This is a genomic window from Parasediminibacterium schistidii (genome assembly GCF_046546515.1).
In the GTDB taxonomy this organism is placed as follows: domain Bacteria; phylum Bacteroidota; class Bacteroidia; order Chitinophagales; family Chitinophagaceae; genus Parasediminibacterium.
The window spans coordinates 98,691-113,732 of the sequence record NZ_JBKHKJ010000005.1; the positions used below are offsets into that span (position 1 = coordinate 98,691).

The following is a 15,042-nucleotide window of genomic DNA, read 5'->3' on the forward strand; positions in this document are numbered from 1 at the left end:
TTGCAAGTTTCAGGTTACTAGTTACTAGTTCTTGAAACCAGTAACCTGAAACTTGTTTTTTATGCCTTGTTCCCAAATAAGCGTAACCTACTAACGCCGCCATCAGGGAAAATGTTTAGTCTTACATGAGAGAAGTTACCTGTACTCACAAAAGGTTTTTCAAAGTAATGTTCCGTATCTGCGCTTAACTTTTGTTCGGGTAAAATGGTTACCCAATTGGTGCCTTCGGCCAAAGGATTTTCGCCTGTTGCAACTAAACATCCTTCAATAGAACACCTGTCAGGATAATTGCCTTTAAAATGGCAGGTATCCACCAATATTTTATTTATAATGCCGGGTATAGCCAATTGCAAAATTACCCAGTCACGGTTGTTGGGTGTACGGTTACGCTTGGTTTCCCAACCATCGCCCATGTTTACGCCACGGCCGGGCATAATCAGGTTACTCATGTCGCTAAAGAACATATCGTTGCAAGCAATCGCTTGGCCGCCATTAATAGCTGCGGCTAAATCTATGGTTTCGTCAGCACCTACAACATTCCAGTTCTTAAATACATTTCCATAAACCCTAAGCCTTGCCACACCACCATCTGGGTAAATGTGCAAGCGCAAGTGGGTATATAATTTTTCGCTTTTACATTCGTAAAAGTTCTGGCTGCCCGCATCCAGATGTGACTTTCCCAGTATTTCCTCCCAAGTCACAGCTTCCCAATCTGTTATTGAGGAAGCATCATCCAAATAAACCCCTTCCACAGAAGCATGGGGTGGGTGGTTGCCCAAGAAAAAGTTGGTATCTATATCAAACCCAACAATCTTTCCCGGTGTTGCCAATTGAATTACAGCCCAATCATGGCCGGTTGTGCGTTTGCGGCGGCTTTCCCAGCCGTCCATCCATTTGCCACGCTCTGTGTATTTATCCGTGATAAAAATACCACGCCCTTTTTTCAGCAGGTTTTCTTTTTCTGCGAAAAAATCATCCGTTGCATATAATACTTGCCCGCCCAAACGTTCTGCTGCAAGGTCTGTCAATTGTGCAAATGCAGGTGCGGTTTTAATAATTTCTTTTACTGATGAAACAGCCATTTCTATTTATTTTGAATTTTGAGTTTTAAATTTTGAATGTAAGCCAATCGCTTCAATCTTCCCGTCATTTCGAGGAACGAGAAATCTCATCGAACATGTACAAGCTTATTATAAGCAACTTAATTAGATGCAGAAGGCTTTCATGCGGTTAGATTTCTCCTGCGTCGAAATGACGCGAGTAAATTATCTAAACGCAAATTTCTAACTACAGTTTAGAACCCTTGCTAAATACCATCTTTCCGCTATTCCCCACAATTGCCCCGTCTTTATAAACCGTTGTGCCATTCACTATTGTTTCCGACACTTTCCCAAACAATTCATTTCCTGTATAAGGGCTAGGTTGGTGCTTGTGTAAAATAGCTTTAGGTTTTACTTCAAAAGTTTCTTCGGGTTTCCAAATAATTAAATCAGCATCGTAGCCAACGGCTATTTTACCTTTTCTGTTATCTATTTTCAGGAATTTGGCAGGATGGTCTACAATTAATGGGATAAATTCTTCCACTGTCATCATGCCTTTTAGGCTTGTCCAACTGGCGGGTAATAAAAATTGCAAGCCTGCAATGCCGCCCCATGCTTTTAGTAAATTGCCCGTGTCAATCGCTTTGATAGAAGGCGGGGCAGGGGAGTGGTCGCTGGCAACAAAATCCAGTATACCCATTTTCAATGCCTTTTTTAGCAACAAGTTGTTTGCTTTTTCACGAATGGGCGGCGCACATTTGTAGAGTGTTTGCCCATCAGGGATTGCTTCTGCATTAAAATAAATATAATGCGGGCAAGTTTCTGCCGTTACCGGGTAGCCTTCACTTTTGGCGACAGCAATATTGTGTATCGCATCCGCTGCCGATACATGCACCACATGCACGGCACATTCATGTTTCTTGCTTAATCCAATCACCAAATCTACTGCATCTACTTCCCATTTCTGCGGACGGCTGGATAAATATGCTTGGTAACTGGTAGGGTTCTCCAAAAATTCCTTTGACACAAAACCGTCTGATACCTCACAATGTGCCAGCAAAGGCAATTTATATTTGGCAATTAAGGGCATAGCCTCGCTCAAATCTTTTTCCTCCACATTGGGAAATTCATCTATCCCAGAATGAACCAAGAAACATTTTACGCCCAATACCCCTGCATCCATCAACGCTGGCAAATCGCCGCTATTGCCTGGTATCAAACCCGCATAAAACCCACAGTTTACGTGCAGTTTTCCTTCGGTTGCAGCTTGCTTTTCTTTGAAAGCTGCCAATGTTGTAGTAACGGGGCTGGCATTCAATGGCATATCAACAATCGTTGTAATGCCACCTGCCGCTGCTGCTTGCGTAGCCGTAAAAAAGCCTTCCCATTCCGTGCGGCCGGGTTCGTTTACATGCACATGCGCATCAATGGCACCGGGCATCAATATGCCTTCCACAATTTCTGCACCTGCTGTTTGGCCTAATTCCACGCTAGCTATCAATCCATTTTCTATGGAAATGGTTGCTGGCTGCAATTTGCCTTCTATCCAACATTGTGAACTAAATATTTTTCTCATTGTGATTTTATTTTCTTCAATATTTCTCCACACTTTCCAAAGAAACCTTTCTGTTGTCCCAGCTAACAACTTACTATTGAGCTTTTACGGCGATAGCACCGTTCAAGGTTTAGCTATCTATTGGGCTTTTATCGAAGCGGTTCCTCATCCCGTCATTTCGACGAAGGAGAAATCTCCCAAAACATCGGCAAGTCCTTCTATCGAATGCAAAAAATCTATTCAATATCGCCTGAGATGCTTTATTAACCCAAAAAGTCTGCTAACAACCTGAAAGTTTTCTATCCATCTACCGACAATTTGTCTTCCTGAAATCCTTTTTTTTATTCAAATACCCGAAAAAGCCGCCAGATTGTCCAAAAGAATAACAATTTTACGCATCAGAACAACAATTTTGCGCAACGGAATAACATTTTTGGGCAAAAGAGTAACAATTTTTGCCATCAGAATGACCCGATTGGGCTTTTGAATAACAATTATTGGCAACAGAACAACATTTTTGCCTATCAGAATAATATTTCCCTGTGCCTTAATTGATTAAACTGCCAATGGACTTTCATTAATACGCTTACTTACTGCAATTACTTCTGCACTTTCCCCCTTACTCGTATGCAACCCCATCAAAACCTTTTCCGGCGTAATAGGTGCATTATAAGTAATGGCCGCATCTTTATTATAAGCCAGCACCGCATTGCGTATGGCGAAATAAGCCCCTATGCCATACATCAACGGTGGCTCACCAACGGCTTTTGACTTGAATATGGCCAGTTCGCTGCCATCGGTATGCAAAAAGTCAATGTCCAATACTTTAGGCACGGAATAAATATCAGGGATTTTATAGGTGGAAAGGGCGTTGGACAACAGGCGGCCTTCTTTATTATATACCACTTCCTCCATCGTCATCCAACCAATGCCTTGCACAAGGCCACCTTCGCATTGACCCAAATCAATTGCCCTGTTGATGCTGGTACCAAAGTCATGCACTACATGCACCGCATCTATTTCATAAGTGCCACGAATACAATCTACCGTTACGGCCGTCAATGCAGAGCCATACACATGGTAAGCGAATGGATGGCCTTTCTCTTTTGTCTTGTCAAAATGGATCATCGGCGTTGCATAATGCCCTTTGGAACTAAGGTTAATCCGCTTCATAAAAGCTTGCAGTACCAATGGTTGCCAAGTTAAATCACTGGCTTCCCCATCAATAAACACCTGCTCGTCTTTTATGGTTACTACCGCTTCTGAAGACAGGCTTTTAATTTCCTTCACCGTTTCTTTCAATCGACCCATTATTTCATTACAAGCCACTTCCACGGCCTTGCCATTCAAATCCGCAGCAGCACTTGCAGCAGTCGGGGAGGTGTTGGCAACACGGCTGGTATTGGTGGTTTCCAACTTGATGCGTTTGTAGCTGATGCCAAAACAGGCCGAAGCCACCTGCAACATTTTTGTATTAACGCCTTGCCCCATTTCAATAGCACCCGTGCTTACGCCCACGCTGCCATCGGAATATACATGCACCAATGCCCTTGCTTGGTTCATCATGGTGTTTGTAAAGGAAATGCCAAAGCAAATCGGCATCATGGAAACACCTTTTTTGAATAGTTTATTGTTGGCATTGAAGTCTGCTGCTTCTTTCTGCAATTTTGCCAGTCCATATTTTGTAGCAGCTTGATCCCAGCAGTTTTTGGCTTCGCAGCTTTCAATTACTTGGCCATAGCTTAGCTCATAGCCATTGTCCATGAGGTTTTTGCGCTGGATAAAGGTTGTGGCCACGCCCAGTTCCTTAGCGGCACGGTCAATTGCAGATTCCATCAGGAACATACCCTGTGGCCCACCAAAACCACGAAAGGCAGTATTGGGAGGAAGGTTTGTCCGGCAAGAATGGGCTGTTACAAACACATGTTCAATGCCATAAGTATTAGTGGCATGGAACAATGTCCTTTCCATAATGGCAGGTGATAAATCAGCCGCTGCACCACCATTTTGATAGAAAGTAGCCTGATAGGCAATGATTTTATAATCTTTATCCAGCCCAATTTTATAATCGCTGTTGTAGGGGTTTCGTTTGCCTGTCATGCGCATGTCCTCCATGCGATGAGGCACGCATTTGGAAGGTTTTTTTAGCACATACGTTACCAAAGCAACTATTGCACCCCATGTTGATGCTTGGTCCTCCTTGCCGCCAAAACCGCCGCCCAAACGTGCAACATCTACTTCCACTTTATGCATTCCTACGCCCAAAACACGGGCGATAGTGCGTTGCACGGCCGTAGGACCTTGGGTAGAAGAAAATACTTTTACACTGTCATGCTCGGTTGGATAAGCGTAGGCAGCCTGTGTTTCCAAGTATAAATGTTCTTGACCGCCAGAAGCTGCAACGCCTTCAAACACATATTCGCATTTGCTGAAAGCTTCTTCCACATTGCCTTTTACAAACTTGCGGGAAGGGCTAAGCAACTTGCCTTGGGCAAACGCTTCACGCGGGTCGGTTATAACGGGGAGTGGGTCAATATCAATCGTAATTAAATGGAAGGCTTCTTCTGCAGCATCTTCATTTTCTGCAACAATCAGCAGGATAGGTTGCCCACGGAAATGCACTTCATGGTCAGCAAGCAAAGGCTCATCGGGGATGATGCCTCCAATCTGGTTTTCGCCCGTAACATCTTTATAACTGAATATTTTTACAATACCTTCTAGTTGCTCTGCCTTGGAATAATCAATGCTCCTGATATGCCCATGGGCAATAGGGGAGTCGAACACTTTTACAAACAAAGTGCCTTCCATCACGGGTATATCATCCGTGTAGATGGATTTACCCGTAACGTGCATGGGGGCATCTAAATTGGCATAGTTTAAATTAGTTGAATTTAAACCCAATGTAAAATCAGGAATTTTAACGGTCTCCTTTTCTGAACTAATAGGGGTGCGGAAATGTGCTTGGAACAATTGCTCCAGCAATAATCTTTTATACTGCTCCGTGCCCCTTGCATCGCTGATGGGGGCAATCTCGGCATTCATTATATCGATGGCTTCTGAAATAGTGTCAGCGGTCAATTTGTTACCTTTTAGGAATTGAACTGTTTTGGTCAAATATTTAGGGTAAGGAGCTACGCCACCCGCAGAGATATGTATATTGGTAATAATACCCTCGCTGTCCTTTTCAAATAAGCAAACGCTATTTACACTCGCAATATCGAGATGGGTACGCTTACAAACTTTCTCAAAGTTGAAAACAGAATTTTTAGAAGGAGGTGTAAATATTATGTTGGTGATTTTCTCACCGGGTAATTTATCTAGTTGCTTATAACCCTTGTAAAAGTCTTTTAATGAAATAGTACGTGTATTACCATCTTTTTCCAATACAATGCTACTGTCTAAAGCCAATAAATAAACACTCATGTCGCCAATGGGTGAGGCATTCACCAAGTTCCCCGCCAGAGTGGCCATGTTGCGGATAGGGGTGGAGGATATAAGCTTGGTGTGCTTTGCAATATCAGGGAAAAAGCCTTTAATGATATCGGACTCTGCAAAAGAGGTTACCGTTACCGATGCACCAACATGGCACTGACCATTTTCAAAGCTGATGTTTTTGAGGGTGGCATTGTCAAATACATTTACAATGGTTGCCTTTTTTACAGCAGTGTGCCTTTGAACAATCAAATCGGTACCACCACCTACAACCATTTCACCCGATGGGTTGGCACTGGCTGTTGCAGCTAACTTTTCTTTTAAGGTTGTCAATCGTTCTTTAATATCTAGGAAATAATCAGGGATAAAGCCATTGGCTACCAACCATTCAACTGTTTTTTCGTTAGGCTTGTCTGCTACTTTTTCAGTCAGCATAGCGGCAGCACGTTCAATGGATTTATATCCTGTACAGCGACAAATATTGCCATCTATAGAAGCAATGGCTTGGTCGTATTCTTTAGTTTCCTTGCCTAAAACAAAGCCTGTTAGGGACATGACGAAGCCTATAGTGCAGAAGCCGCATTGCGTGCCATTGGTGGCTGCCATAGCTTCCTGGACAGGGCTTAATGTAGCCATATTAATGCCTTCTACCGATACAATATGTTTACCCCCGGCATTGCTTAATGGCATTAGACAACTGGTCATAGAACGGTACACGAGGTTGCCATTTTCAAAATCTCCCACCAATATGGTACAGGCACCGCAATCCCCTTCACGGCAGCCTATCTTAGTGCCTTTCAATTGCTTGAAATAGCGTACATAGTCCAGCACCGTGCTGCCATCCGCCTGGTTGGCTGTTACCAATTGGTTATTTAATATAAACTGAACCATAAGAATGAGTCGTAAGTCGTAAGTGATAAGTAGTAAGTATTGAGCCGTAGGTATTCTTTTATTCCTTAATTTAATTCATATTCCTTTGTGTTTCTTTGTGCTTTCGTGCCTTTGTGGCAAATCCTATATCCTAGTATTCCACCTTTGCATTGCTTTCGCTCCAAAGTTTGAAGGCCTCTAGGGCTTCGTCACGCATCATTTGTTTGGTAAACAATTTGCGTTCAATCAATGGCCTGGCTATTTCTTCATAAATAAATTGGTCGTCGAATGCAATGTCTGCTGCATCTACTTTTGTATTCGCATAATACAAGCGGTGTGGCCTTGCCCAATAGATAGCGCCCAGGCACATAGGGCATGGCTCGCAACTGGTGTATATATCACAGCCATCTAATTGAAAAGTGCCTAATTCTTTGCAGGCATTGCGTATAGCTACTACTTCTGCGTGAGCAGTAGGGTCGTTGCTGCTGGTTACTTCATTTGCCCCGCGGGCAATTATTTTGCCGTCTTTTACTATTACTGCGCCAAAGGGGCCACCTTTTCCTTCGGTTACATTTGTTACAGAGAGGCGGATAGCCTCTTGCATAAACTCTTTTTCCTTGCCTTCCATATTGTCCATTGTATTATTAAGTTATGTATGATGAGTAATGAATTATAAATTAATTAGCCTAATAAATACCCCAATTGTTCTATTAAAAGAGCTATTCTTCAATACTATTATATAATTATCTGCAAATTTTTCAAAAATAAGCCTTAAAAATAAATAATGTTGAGAAAAGTTGGGTTGATATTATTCCTATGAGGGGATATGCACCATAAATACTAATATTGCCCCTCACCAAGTAAAAAGGATTATGGCGAAGGCTTTTATTTTTGACCTCAACGGTACAATTATCGACGATATGGGCTATCATGCCATTGCATGGGAGAATATTGTGAACAACGAACTAAAAGCTGGGCTTTCGTGGGAAGAGGTTAATAAACAAATGTATGGCAAAAACGCAGAGTTTTTTGCCAGGGTGTTTGGCGAAGGCACTTTTACAACAGAGCAGATAGATGCTTATTCGATGCAAAAGGAACTGGCTTACCAAGCAGCATTCACGCCACACATGAAAGCAATTGAGGGCTTCCAGGCATTTGCAGGCAAAGCGGCAGAAAAAGGCATTGCAATGGCTATTGGGTCTGCTGCTATTATGTTTAACATCAATTATATTTTAGATGGGCTGGCTTTGCACAAATATTTCAAGTCTATCGTAAGTGCCGATGATGTTGCTATTAGCAAGCCACATCCTGAAACATTTTTAAAAGCAGCAGAAGAGCTGGGTTTAAACCCGACAGACTGCATTGTGTTTGAAGACGCTCCAAAAGGCGTGGAAGCCGCTGCCAACGCAGGAATGAAATGCGTGGCTTTAACCACCATGCACGAAAAAGAAGAATTTTCCCAGTACAACAATATCTTGTTTTTTGTAGCAGATTATACAGACGAAAGGCTTGCAGAGTTGTTTGGATAATTTTTTCACCAAAAAACAGAATATTTTTATTCATGAAGAGAATACTCCTGATATGGTTTTATGGCATTCCTGTAAAAAAATATTTCCAATGTAGAAATTTAAAGCAATGCCCTGATAATATTTTGTTGAAAAACCGGTTCGAGCTAGTAGGGGGTACCTACTTATTTCATTGCTATTTGTCCAAAAACAGCAAAGGCTTCAGTGCTATCCTCCTCAATACATAGCAGGATTGCCAAATCACCCAGCTTTTCTTTTACAGCAGCATGGTATTGCAGTTGCAAATCTTCTGCATTCATGGCTTGTAAACCGCCCATTTCTAATGGCGTTTTAGGAACCAGAACAATATGATACCTGTTACCGGAAATATGGCTTACTGAATTTCCCATGGTTATTGCAATTATTTGTTTGTTAGCGTAATTAATTTCGTGCCAAACAAGTTGGAAAACCTAAATGGTACGGTGTCGTCCAACTGCCTTGTACTGAAATACTTGACCTTTTTTGTTATGGACTTATGTTTTAAATGTTCCTTTTTTACTGCTGCCCTTCGGGTAACTGCCCATTTTTAGACAGCCTGCTTGTTTCTTGAAAACCATAGTGTTGTTGAAAATGTTTAATTTTTTGTCAACCTATTTTAGGATCGGACCCTTTTTATACAAACCTCTTTAAGCATAATTTAGTCATGCGAATTCCTACTTAAAATGTGCAGTAGAATAAAGTTGTCAGAAACAAAAAATCCCAGTCATAAATTGATGACTAGGATTTTTTTGGTGACCGCGTTAGGATTCAAACCTAAAACCCCCTCATCCGTAGTGAGGTACTCTATTCAGTTGAGCTACGCAGCCATTGTTAGGAGTGCAAATGTAGGAATTTATTTGGAATTTGCAAAAGGGTGGATAAAAGTTTTTCGCTTGGACTGCCTTTTTGATTTGACCTGAACGTCCCCTAATTTATAAAAACCTTATCTTTGATGTATAAAATGCATTTATATAAAAAAATTTACAAAGCTAGTGTCCCTTCAGTAGTATCTTAGTTCTTTTTTTACTAATATTAAAATAGTTGTAGACTCAAAATAGGGATTTATTTTATGTGCATTAAATTACTCACTTTATTTCACAAAACACGCATAAAATACGCATGTATCACTCAAAAAGTACGCACAAAATACGCATGTTTTACTCATAAAAATTTTTCTATATTATTGATAATCAATGATTTAAATTGACAAAAGCGATTTTTTAAAAACGACAAAAAAATAAAAAAAACCGAAAACAGGCAAAACTTAAACTATTTTAATAAAAACACCAGCAATATAGATATTGTGAAAAACACACATGTGTTCTCATTTTCCCTCCCCTGCTTATCCACTCTCCGGAGCAAGAATTTGTCACTACCTTCCTGGATAAGTGGGATCGGATTGGAGTAGGATTGTGCTATGGTGAATTTTTACTAAAAAGTGAAAAACTTTTTGTGCACCCTTGCAAAATCCAAGGTTTCAAGATATTTTATAGGAAAAAAAGGATCAGTTAGCCCTTTTTAGCCCATGTTTAGCCCTTTTTGCTATATATTCGCCATCAAGTTTCGAAAGAAATGGATTAGTATTTAAAAACCAATCAACATAATATGAATATAGTTACACTATTAACCGGTAGAGGCAATAACACATTAAAAGACAAAAATGTACTTCCTGTTTTGGGGAGGCCATTACTTTACTATCCTGCAATTGCTGCAAAAAAGTCAAAACATGTTACTCACTTATATGTTAGCAGCGATGATAGTAAAATATTAGAAGCAGCGGCTGAGATAGGGTACAGGACAATAGTAAGGCCTAAGGAACTTGCATTGCCTGATTCCCAGCATGTTGACACAATAAGGCATGCAGTGGAAATTATGAAAAATGATGGTATTGCACCTGATATATTGGTAGTTGTTTTGGCAAACAATGGGATTATTAAAACAGACTGGATAGATGAATGTATAGAAATGATTCTAGCTAATGCAACAGTTTCTGCAACTGTTCCAGTTGTTGAGGATACTGACCATCACCCATATAGGGCTAAAAAATTAGAGGCAAATGGGTTTCTTGGTACTTTCTTTAATTTCTCTGGCGAAAAAATATCAACTAACAGGCAGGATTTGGTAAAAAGCTATTTTCTATGCCATAATTTTTGGGTGTTAAACGTAAAAGAATCCCTAACAGATGAAGGTCAGGCTCCTTGGACGTTTATGGGGGATAAAATAAAACCATTAGTTATAGAAGAAAGTTTTGATGTGCATACAATGGAAGATATTGCAAAAACAGAAAAATGGATTTTGGAAAATATTACGTTTTAATATATAAAATTAATGGCAAAATTGGTTTTTGCCAAAATCAAATAAAAGTAAAACGGGTATGTTTAAATCGATAATTATCTTTTTCGTATTAATATGTTCAATTTCTTGCAATAAAAAACTAAGTATTGATAGCTTTGTTAAAAGTCATTCCTTTTTTTTTGATACCTCGTTTAAAAAATTTACCCCTTTTTATGGTGTTATTTTATACAATCAACAAGATAATCCAAAATATACAGTAAAAAGATGGCAAGGAATACCTTCAATTGGCATTGATAACAGCGGTATTATGTATGCTGCGTGGTACACAGGAGGCAATGGCGAGGGGCTGGGCAATTATATTACAGTTTCTGTTTCAGAAGATTCTGGCAAAACTTGGCTAAATAACAAAATGATTGTAGCATTAGATGATTCTAACTATTATGATACGAATAGGTTATATGACCCATGTTTCCAGAATGACCAATACGGAAAATTATCCCTTACTTTTACACGAAATTGGGTATCCAAGAATAAAGATACTATTGATAAGGGTTCTTTATGGATTACCTCTCTTTACTATAACAAATCTTCAGGGCAGCTAGTAGCAACACCCCCAAGTAACATAGCCCTTGGGGTAATGATGAATAAGCCAATAATATCATCTGACTCCTCGAGCATTTATTTTCCTATTGCTAGATGGTATGTTGATGATTCAATAAAGCAGCGGCCTTTTATTTATAAAGCTGAAATTGGAAATAATGGTTTTACTAATTTAAGAAAAGTTGGTGCAATTCCATTGGCCAATAAATTAAGGTTTGTTGACGAACACATGATAGTGCAACTAAAGGATAATTCTTTTTATGCAATGATTCGAACTGCTAATAATGGTATTTATTATTGTTCAAGTAAAGATGCGATTTATTGGACTGATTGTAAAAAGTTTACTGCTTTAGGTGCAACAACTAGTTCAAGGTTTCATCTAAGGAAACTTAATTCAGGAAGGTTACTATTAATTATGAATAACAGTTCAACTCGTACTAACCTCAAGGCTTTTTTATCTGACGATAATGGGCTTACATGGCCTTATAGCCTTTTAATTGATGGGCGTGCAAATGTTAGCTATCCTGATATGGCCGAGGGCAATAATGGCGATATGTATATTATATATGATTTTGAAAGATATGGAACAGCAAGTATCAATGTACTCAAAGTAAATGAACAAGATATTATAAATGGTTTTATAAACCATGGATCGACTATTATTAATAAACTACGATAAGGTATGTGTTTTAAAGTTACTAATTCGTTTCTATCTCTGTTTAAAGAGAATATTACCTGAGTATTTACTTTAAAGGTTCAATTATTAGTTTTGAGACTAAATTAATCTTCAATGCCTAGTTATAACATGACCTTTTTTTAAGTACAATAACTTTGCATTTATTAAAATTATTTTTTAATTAAATAAAGATTATGGTTTAAGTAAAATTATTATAAATATATATAACCTTTTCATGAATAAAAACCGCCATCAGTATAATGCTTTAAAAAAAAATATTGATTTTTATAAACACTCCATTAAATATAATCATGTTTTAGCACAGCAATTTGTATCGCTTACATACTCGCTTAGTTCTTTTAAAAAGAAAAAAATAAAATCTTTAGTTTCTCCTTTTTTCAAAACAATCAATTTTCACAGCCTTAAAGACGCGTTTGCTGCTAATAGGATTGTTGTAACAAATGTAACCAACCGGGCTGATTACGTAGAGCTTATTAATAAATATTTTGAGAAATCAGATGATTGGGATAGAGTTTCATTGGAAGAATTGAATTTTCGATTTTGTTTTAAAATAATGAATATTCTTCAATCGGTAGTTTTTGTTTTTACGAGGAAATTGGATTTAACTTTTTTACAAAAACTTTATATCTCTGCTCATTTAAGTCATTATCTGAATATAACTGACGGCTTGGTTTCATTATTTAATCATTTTAATTTTAATGAGAAAGTCTATGTGCCATTTAATAGTGCATACGATATTGAAACTTTATTAACTCAATTTTTTAAAAGCAAAGGCTGTAAAGTAATACATATATCTCATGCACTTAGCTATGTAAACTTCAAATATGACACGGTGTATGATTTTATAAATGGGGAAAATATTACTGCAAAAAACATCACAGTATGGGGTGAATCGTCAAAACTTGATTTAATAAATAACTATAATATTGGCGAGGATTCAATAAAAATTTGTGGTAATCCAAAATATCCAGAAAAAATAATTAATGTTTCAAAAGAATTTTCTAAATGTGTTGTTTTCCTAGGAAGGCCCATTTATGACGAGTATAACATAGAATTGATAAAACTGCTGAATGTAATTGCAAAAAAATATGGTATCGAGTTTACAATAAAGCCTCATCCTTTTTCTGATTTTGAAAAATTAAATGCTGCTTCTGAAAACGGTAATATTTCGGTTGTTTCAGGAAAAGAAACCATTTTTCAATTACTAAATAGTGGCATATACAATTTTGCAATTTCATACAATACAACTGCTTACTTCGAAGCAATGTATTATAATTTAATATGTTTAAGGTTTTCAGTTTTTGAGAATGAAGTATTTCATGGATTAGATGATAATTTTTTTGATGAAGTTTCTTTTATGAAACAATTAGATAAATTTAAAAAAATCGACATTGAGCAAATCAATGCCGATGTCTCCAAAACGTTGATTTATAATTTAGGGATGGGTATTACAGAATATTTAACCATGTTCAATTAAATAATATATGTCAAGTTCTAAGGTAATTGCGGGTGGTATTTTTTGGACAACCCTGAGTGCTCTTTTTAATGCATTTTATGGATTTATTTCAGTTCCAATTTTGTTAGTTCATTTTGGTAAGCAGCAATATGGATTAATTGGATTGGCTTTGTCAATTAATGTGTATTTAAGATTGATGGATATGGGCTTTTCATCAGGCAATGTCCGTTTCTTTTCAATTTTATTAGTGAAGAAGGAATATGAAAATTTAGAAAAATTATTTCAATCGAGTCTTGTATTCTACGGCGTAATTGGGTTGATAAATGCCATTGTACTACTTGTGGTATCTATATATTCTAAGGGTTGGTTTCACCTTGATGATGAACAAAATAGTGCATTTTGTATTATGTTGTATGTGCTGATGTTCAGTGCTTTCTGGGGATGGATATCGTCGTTGTTAGATCAGTTTTTGAGGGCAAACGAAATTATTGGTTGGGAGCAAAGGCTAATGATTTTTGCTAAAATTGTTCAATTAGGCATATTGTTTTATACAGTAAAATTTAATTTGTCTATGTCTACATTTTTTGCATTTACTACTCTATCGTCACTTATCATTATACCGTTTAGTATTTACAAAATTAAAGGTCTAGGTTATATAATGCGGATATTGCCTAAATATAACCATGCTATTTTCAAAAATGTGATTCCATACAGTGTAAGTATATTTTCGTTTAGTATTTTCCAATTTTCAGCAAATTATCTAAGGCCCTTGATTTTAGGAACTCGTCTAAACGTTGGCGCTGTTGCAGAATATAGAATTTTAGAAGGGTTTGCTAACATGGTCCTTCTCTTAGGAACAAGTTTTGTTGGAGTTATTTTGCCCATGGCAACAAAAGCAACTTCTTTAAATGATAAAAAAAAGGAAAATCAAATTGCCTATGATGGTACCAAATATATATCAATTTTCTTAGGGCTAATTACTTTTTCATTTGTTTTGATATCGAAGTTTTTAATACTGGTGTATGTAGGAGATAAATATTTGCATTTAGTTATATGGTTGAATATTTGGGTTCTAACACTATTAGCAACTCATAATTCAGCACTTTCTAGTTTAGTATTGTCAAGAAATGATTTACGACCTGTTGTATATATATCAGCGTTTTCTTCGGTATCCTCTTTGGTCATTGCGTGGTTTTTAACTCCATATTTTAAAGTTGGGGGTGTTGTTTTAAGTTATTTATTTTATTGTTCAAGTCAAATTATTTATTATTATGGTTATTATTACAAGCATGTATTGCTTCTAAACAGTAAAAAAATTTTCATGAACTCATTTTTAAGACCAGTTAGTTGTTTAGCAATAGTGGCATTGGCTATTAGTTACATAAGCAAGTTTATAATTATTCAAAACATATATTTAAACTGCATTGTTATTGGGCTTTTATTCGCTCTTACTTCGGCCATAGTCATATACAAAATAATACTTAATGAAAATGATATAATATTTATAAAAAATATTCTTACGGTTCGTAAGTAATAAAAGTTAAACCAAATAT

Annotated in this window: 10 protein-coding genes and 1 tRNA gene; 5 read left to right on the forward strand and 6 right to left on the reverse strand. The window is 37.5% G+C overall.

Annotation, left to right across the window (positions count from 1 at the left end; translation table 11 throughout):
* Window positions 1-59: 59 nt before the first annotated feature.
* The 4 genes from alc to ACHFIY_RS04300 all read right to left on the reverse strand — a co-directional run bounded on the left by alc (window position 60) and on the right by ACHFIY_RS04300 (window position 7,534).
* Complete coding sequence (gene alc / locus ACHFIY_RS04285; RefSeq protein ID WP_410844830.1) at window positions 60-1,082, reverse strand: allantoicase; 1,023 nt, start codon at window positions 1,080-1,082, stop codon at window positions 60-62.
* A gap of 205 nt (window positions 1,083-1,287) precedes the next feature.
* Window positions 1,288-2,616 (reverse strand): allantoinase AllB, encoded by a 1,329-nt coding sequence (gene allB, locus ACHFIY_RS04290; RefSeq protein WP_410844831.1) that lies wholly within the window; start codon window positions 2,614-2,616, stop codon window positions 1,288-1,290.
* 534 nt (window positions 2,617-3,150) lie between these two features.
* A complete protein-coding gene (locus ACHFIY_RS04295) occupies window positions 3,151-6,918 on the reverse strand; it encodes a molybdopterin cofactor-binding domain-containing protein (protein ID WP_410844832.1) in 3,768 nt (1,255 codons plus the stop codon).
* Window positions 6,919-7,048: 130 nt separating this feature from the next.
* Window positions 7,049-7,534, reverse strand: coding sequence for a nucleoside deaminase (locus ACHFIY_RS04300; protein ID WP_410844833.1), 486 nt, complete (start codon window positions 7,532-7,534; stop codon window positions 7,049-7,051).
* Between the two features lie 235 nt (window positions 7,535-7,769).
* On the opposite strand from ACHFIY_RS04300, the gene ACHFIY_RS04305 reads away from it, so the two are divergent.
* Complete coding sequence (locus ACHFIY_RS04305; RefSeq protein ID WP_410844834.1) at window positions 7,770-8,426, forward strand: HAD family hydrolase; 657 nt, start codon at window positions 7,770-7,772, stop codon at window positions 8,424-8,426.
* Window positions 8,427-8,587: 161 nt separating this feature from the next.
* Here the strand turns inward: ACHFIY_RS04305 and ACHFIY_RS04310 are convergent, their stop codons facing one another.
* Both ACHFIY_RS04310 and ACHFIY_RS04315 read right to left on the reverse strand, forming a co-directional pair.
* Window positions 8,588-8,812 carry a hypothetical protein gene (locus ACHFIY_RS04310; RefSeq protein WP_410844835.1) on the reverse strand — a complete coding sequence of 75 codons (225 nt, stop codon included), beginning with the start codon at window positions 8,810-8,812 and terminating at the stop codon, window positions 8,588-8,590.
* 379 nt (window positions 8,813-9,191) lie between these two features.
* A tRNA-Arg gene (locus tag ACHFIY_RS04315) sits at window positions 9,192-9,268 on the reverse strand.
* A 778-nt stretch (window positions 9,269-10,046) separates the two neighbouring features.
* Here ACHFIY_RS04315 and ACHFIY_RS04320 point away from each other — a divergent pair.
* The 4 genes from ACHFIY_RS04320 to ACHFIY_RS04335 all read left to right on the forward strand — a co-directional run bounded on the left by ACHFIY_RS04320 (window position 10,047) and on the right by ACHFIY_RS04335 (window position 15,023).
* A complete protein-coding gene (locus tag ACHFIY_RS04320; RefSeq protein WP_410844836.1) occupies window positions 10,047-10,757 on the forward strand; it encodes an acylneuraminate cytidylyltransferase family protein in 711 nt (236 codons plus the stop codon).
* Between the two features lie 58 nt (window positions 10,758-10,815).
* Entirely contained in the window at window positions 10,816-12,015 is a 1,200-nt protein-coding gene (locus tag ACHFIY_RS04325; RefSeq protein WP_410844837.1) for a sialidase family protein, read from the forward strand.
* 232 nt (window positions 12,016-12,247) lie between these two features.
* The gene (locus ACHFIY_RS04330) at window positions 12,248-13,510 is read left to right on the forward strand and encodes a hypothetical protein (RefSeq protein WP_410844838.1); all 1,263 of its coding nucleotides are present in this window, start codon (window positions 12,248-12,250) and stop codon (window positions 13,508-13,510) included.
* A gap of 7 nt (window positions 13,511-13,517) precedes the next feature.
* Window positions 13,518-15,023, forward strand: coding sequence for a lipopolysaccharide biosynthesis protein (locus ACHFIY_RS04335; RefSeq protein ID WP_410844839.1), 1,506 nt, complete (start codon window positions 13,518-13,520; stop codon window positions 15,021-15,023).
* The last annotated feature ends 19 nt before the right edge of the window (window positions 15,024-15,042 follow it).

Coding starts and splice junctions, on each gene's coding strand:
- alc (WP_410844830.1), bottom strand. CDS start 1,082: ATGGCTGTTTCATCAGTAAAAGAAATTATTAAAACCGCACCTGCATTT.
- allB (WP_410844831.1), bottom strand. CDS start 2,616: ATGAGAAAAATATTTAGTTCACAATGTTGGATAGAAGGCAAATTGCAG.
- ACHFIY_RS04295 (WP_410844832.1), bottom strand. CDS start 6,918: ATGGTTCAGTTTATATTAAATAACCAATTGGTAACAGCCAACCAGGCG.
- ACHFIY_RS04300 (WP_410844833.1), bottom strand. CDS start 7,534: ATGGACAATATGGAAGGCAAGGAAAAAGAGTTTATGCAAGAGGCTATC.
- ACHFIY_RS04305 (WP_410844834.1), top strand. CDS start 7,770: ATGGCGAAGGCTTTTATTTTTGACCTCAACGGTACAATTATCGACGAT.
- ACHFIY_RS04310 (WP_410844835.1), bottom strand. CDS start 8,812: ATGGGAAATTCAGTAAGCCATATTTCCGGTAACAGGTATCATATTGTT.
- ACHFIY_RS04320 (WP_410844836.1), top strand. CDS start 10,047: ATGAATATAGTTACACTATTAACCGGTAGAGGCAATAACACATTAAAA.
- ACHFIY_RS04325 (WP_410844837.1), top strand. CDS start 10,816: ATGTTTAAATCGATAATTATCTTTTTCGTATTAATATGTTCAATTTCT.
- ACHFIY_RS04330 (WP_410844838.1), top strand. CDS start 12,248: ATGAATAAAAACCGCCATCAGTATAATGCTTTAAAAAAAAATATTGAT.
- ACHFIY_RS04335 (WP_410844839.1), top strand. CDS start 13,518: ATGTCAAGTTCTAAGGTAATTGCGGGTGGTATTTTTTGGACAACCCTG.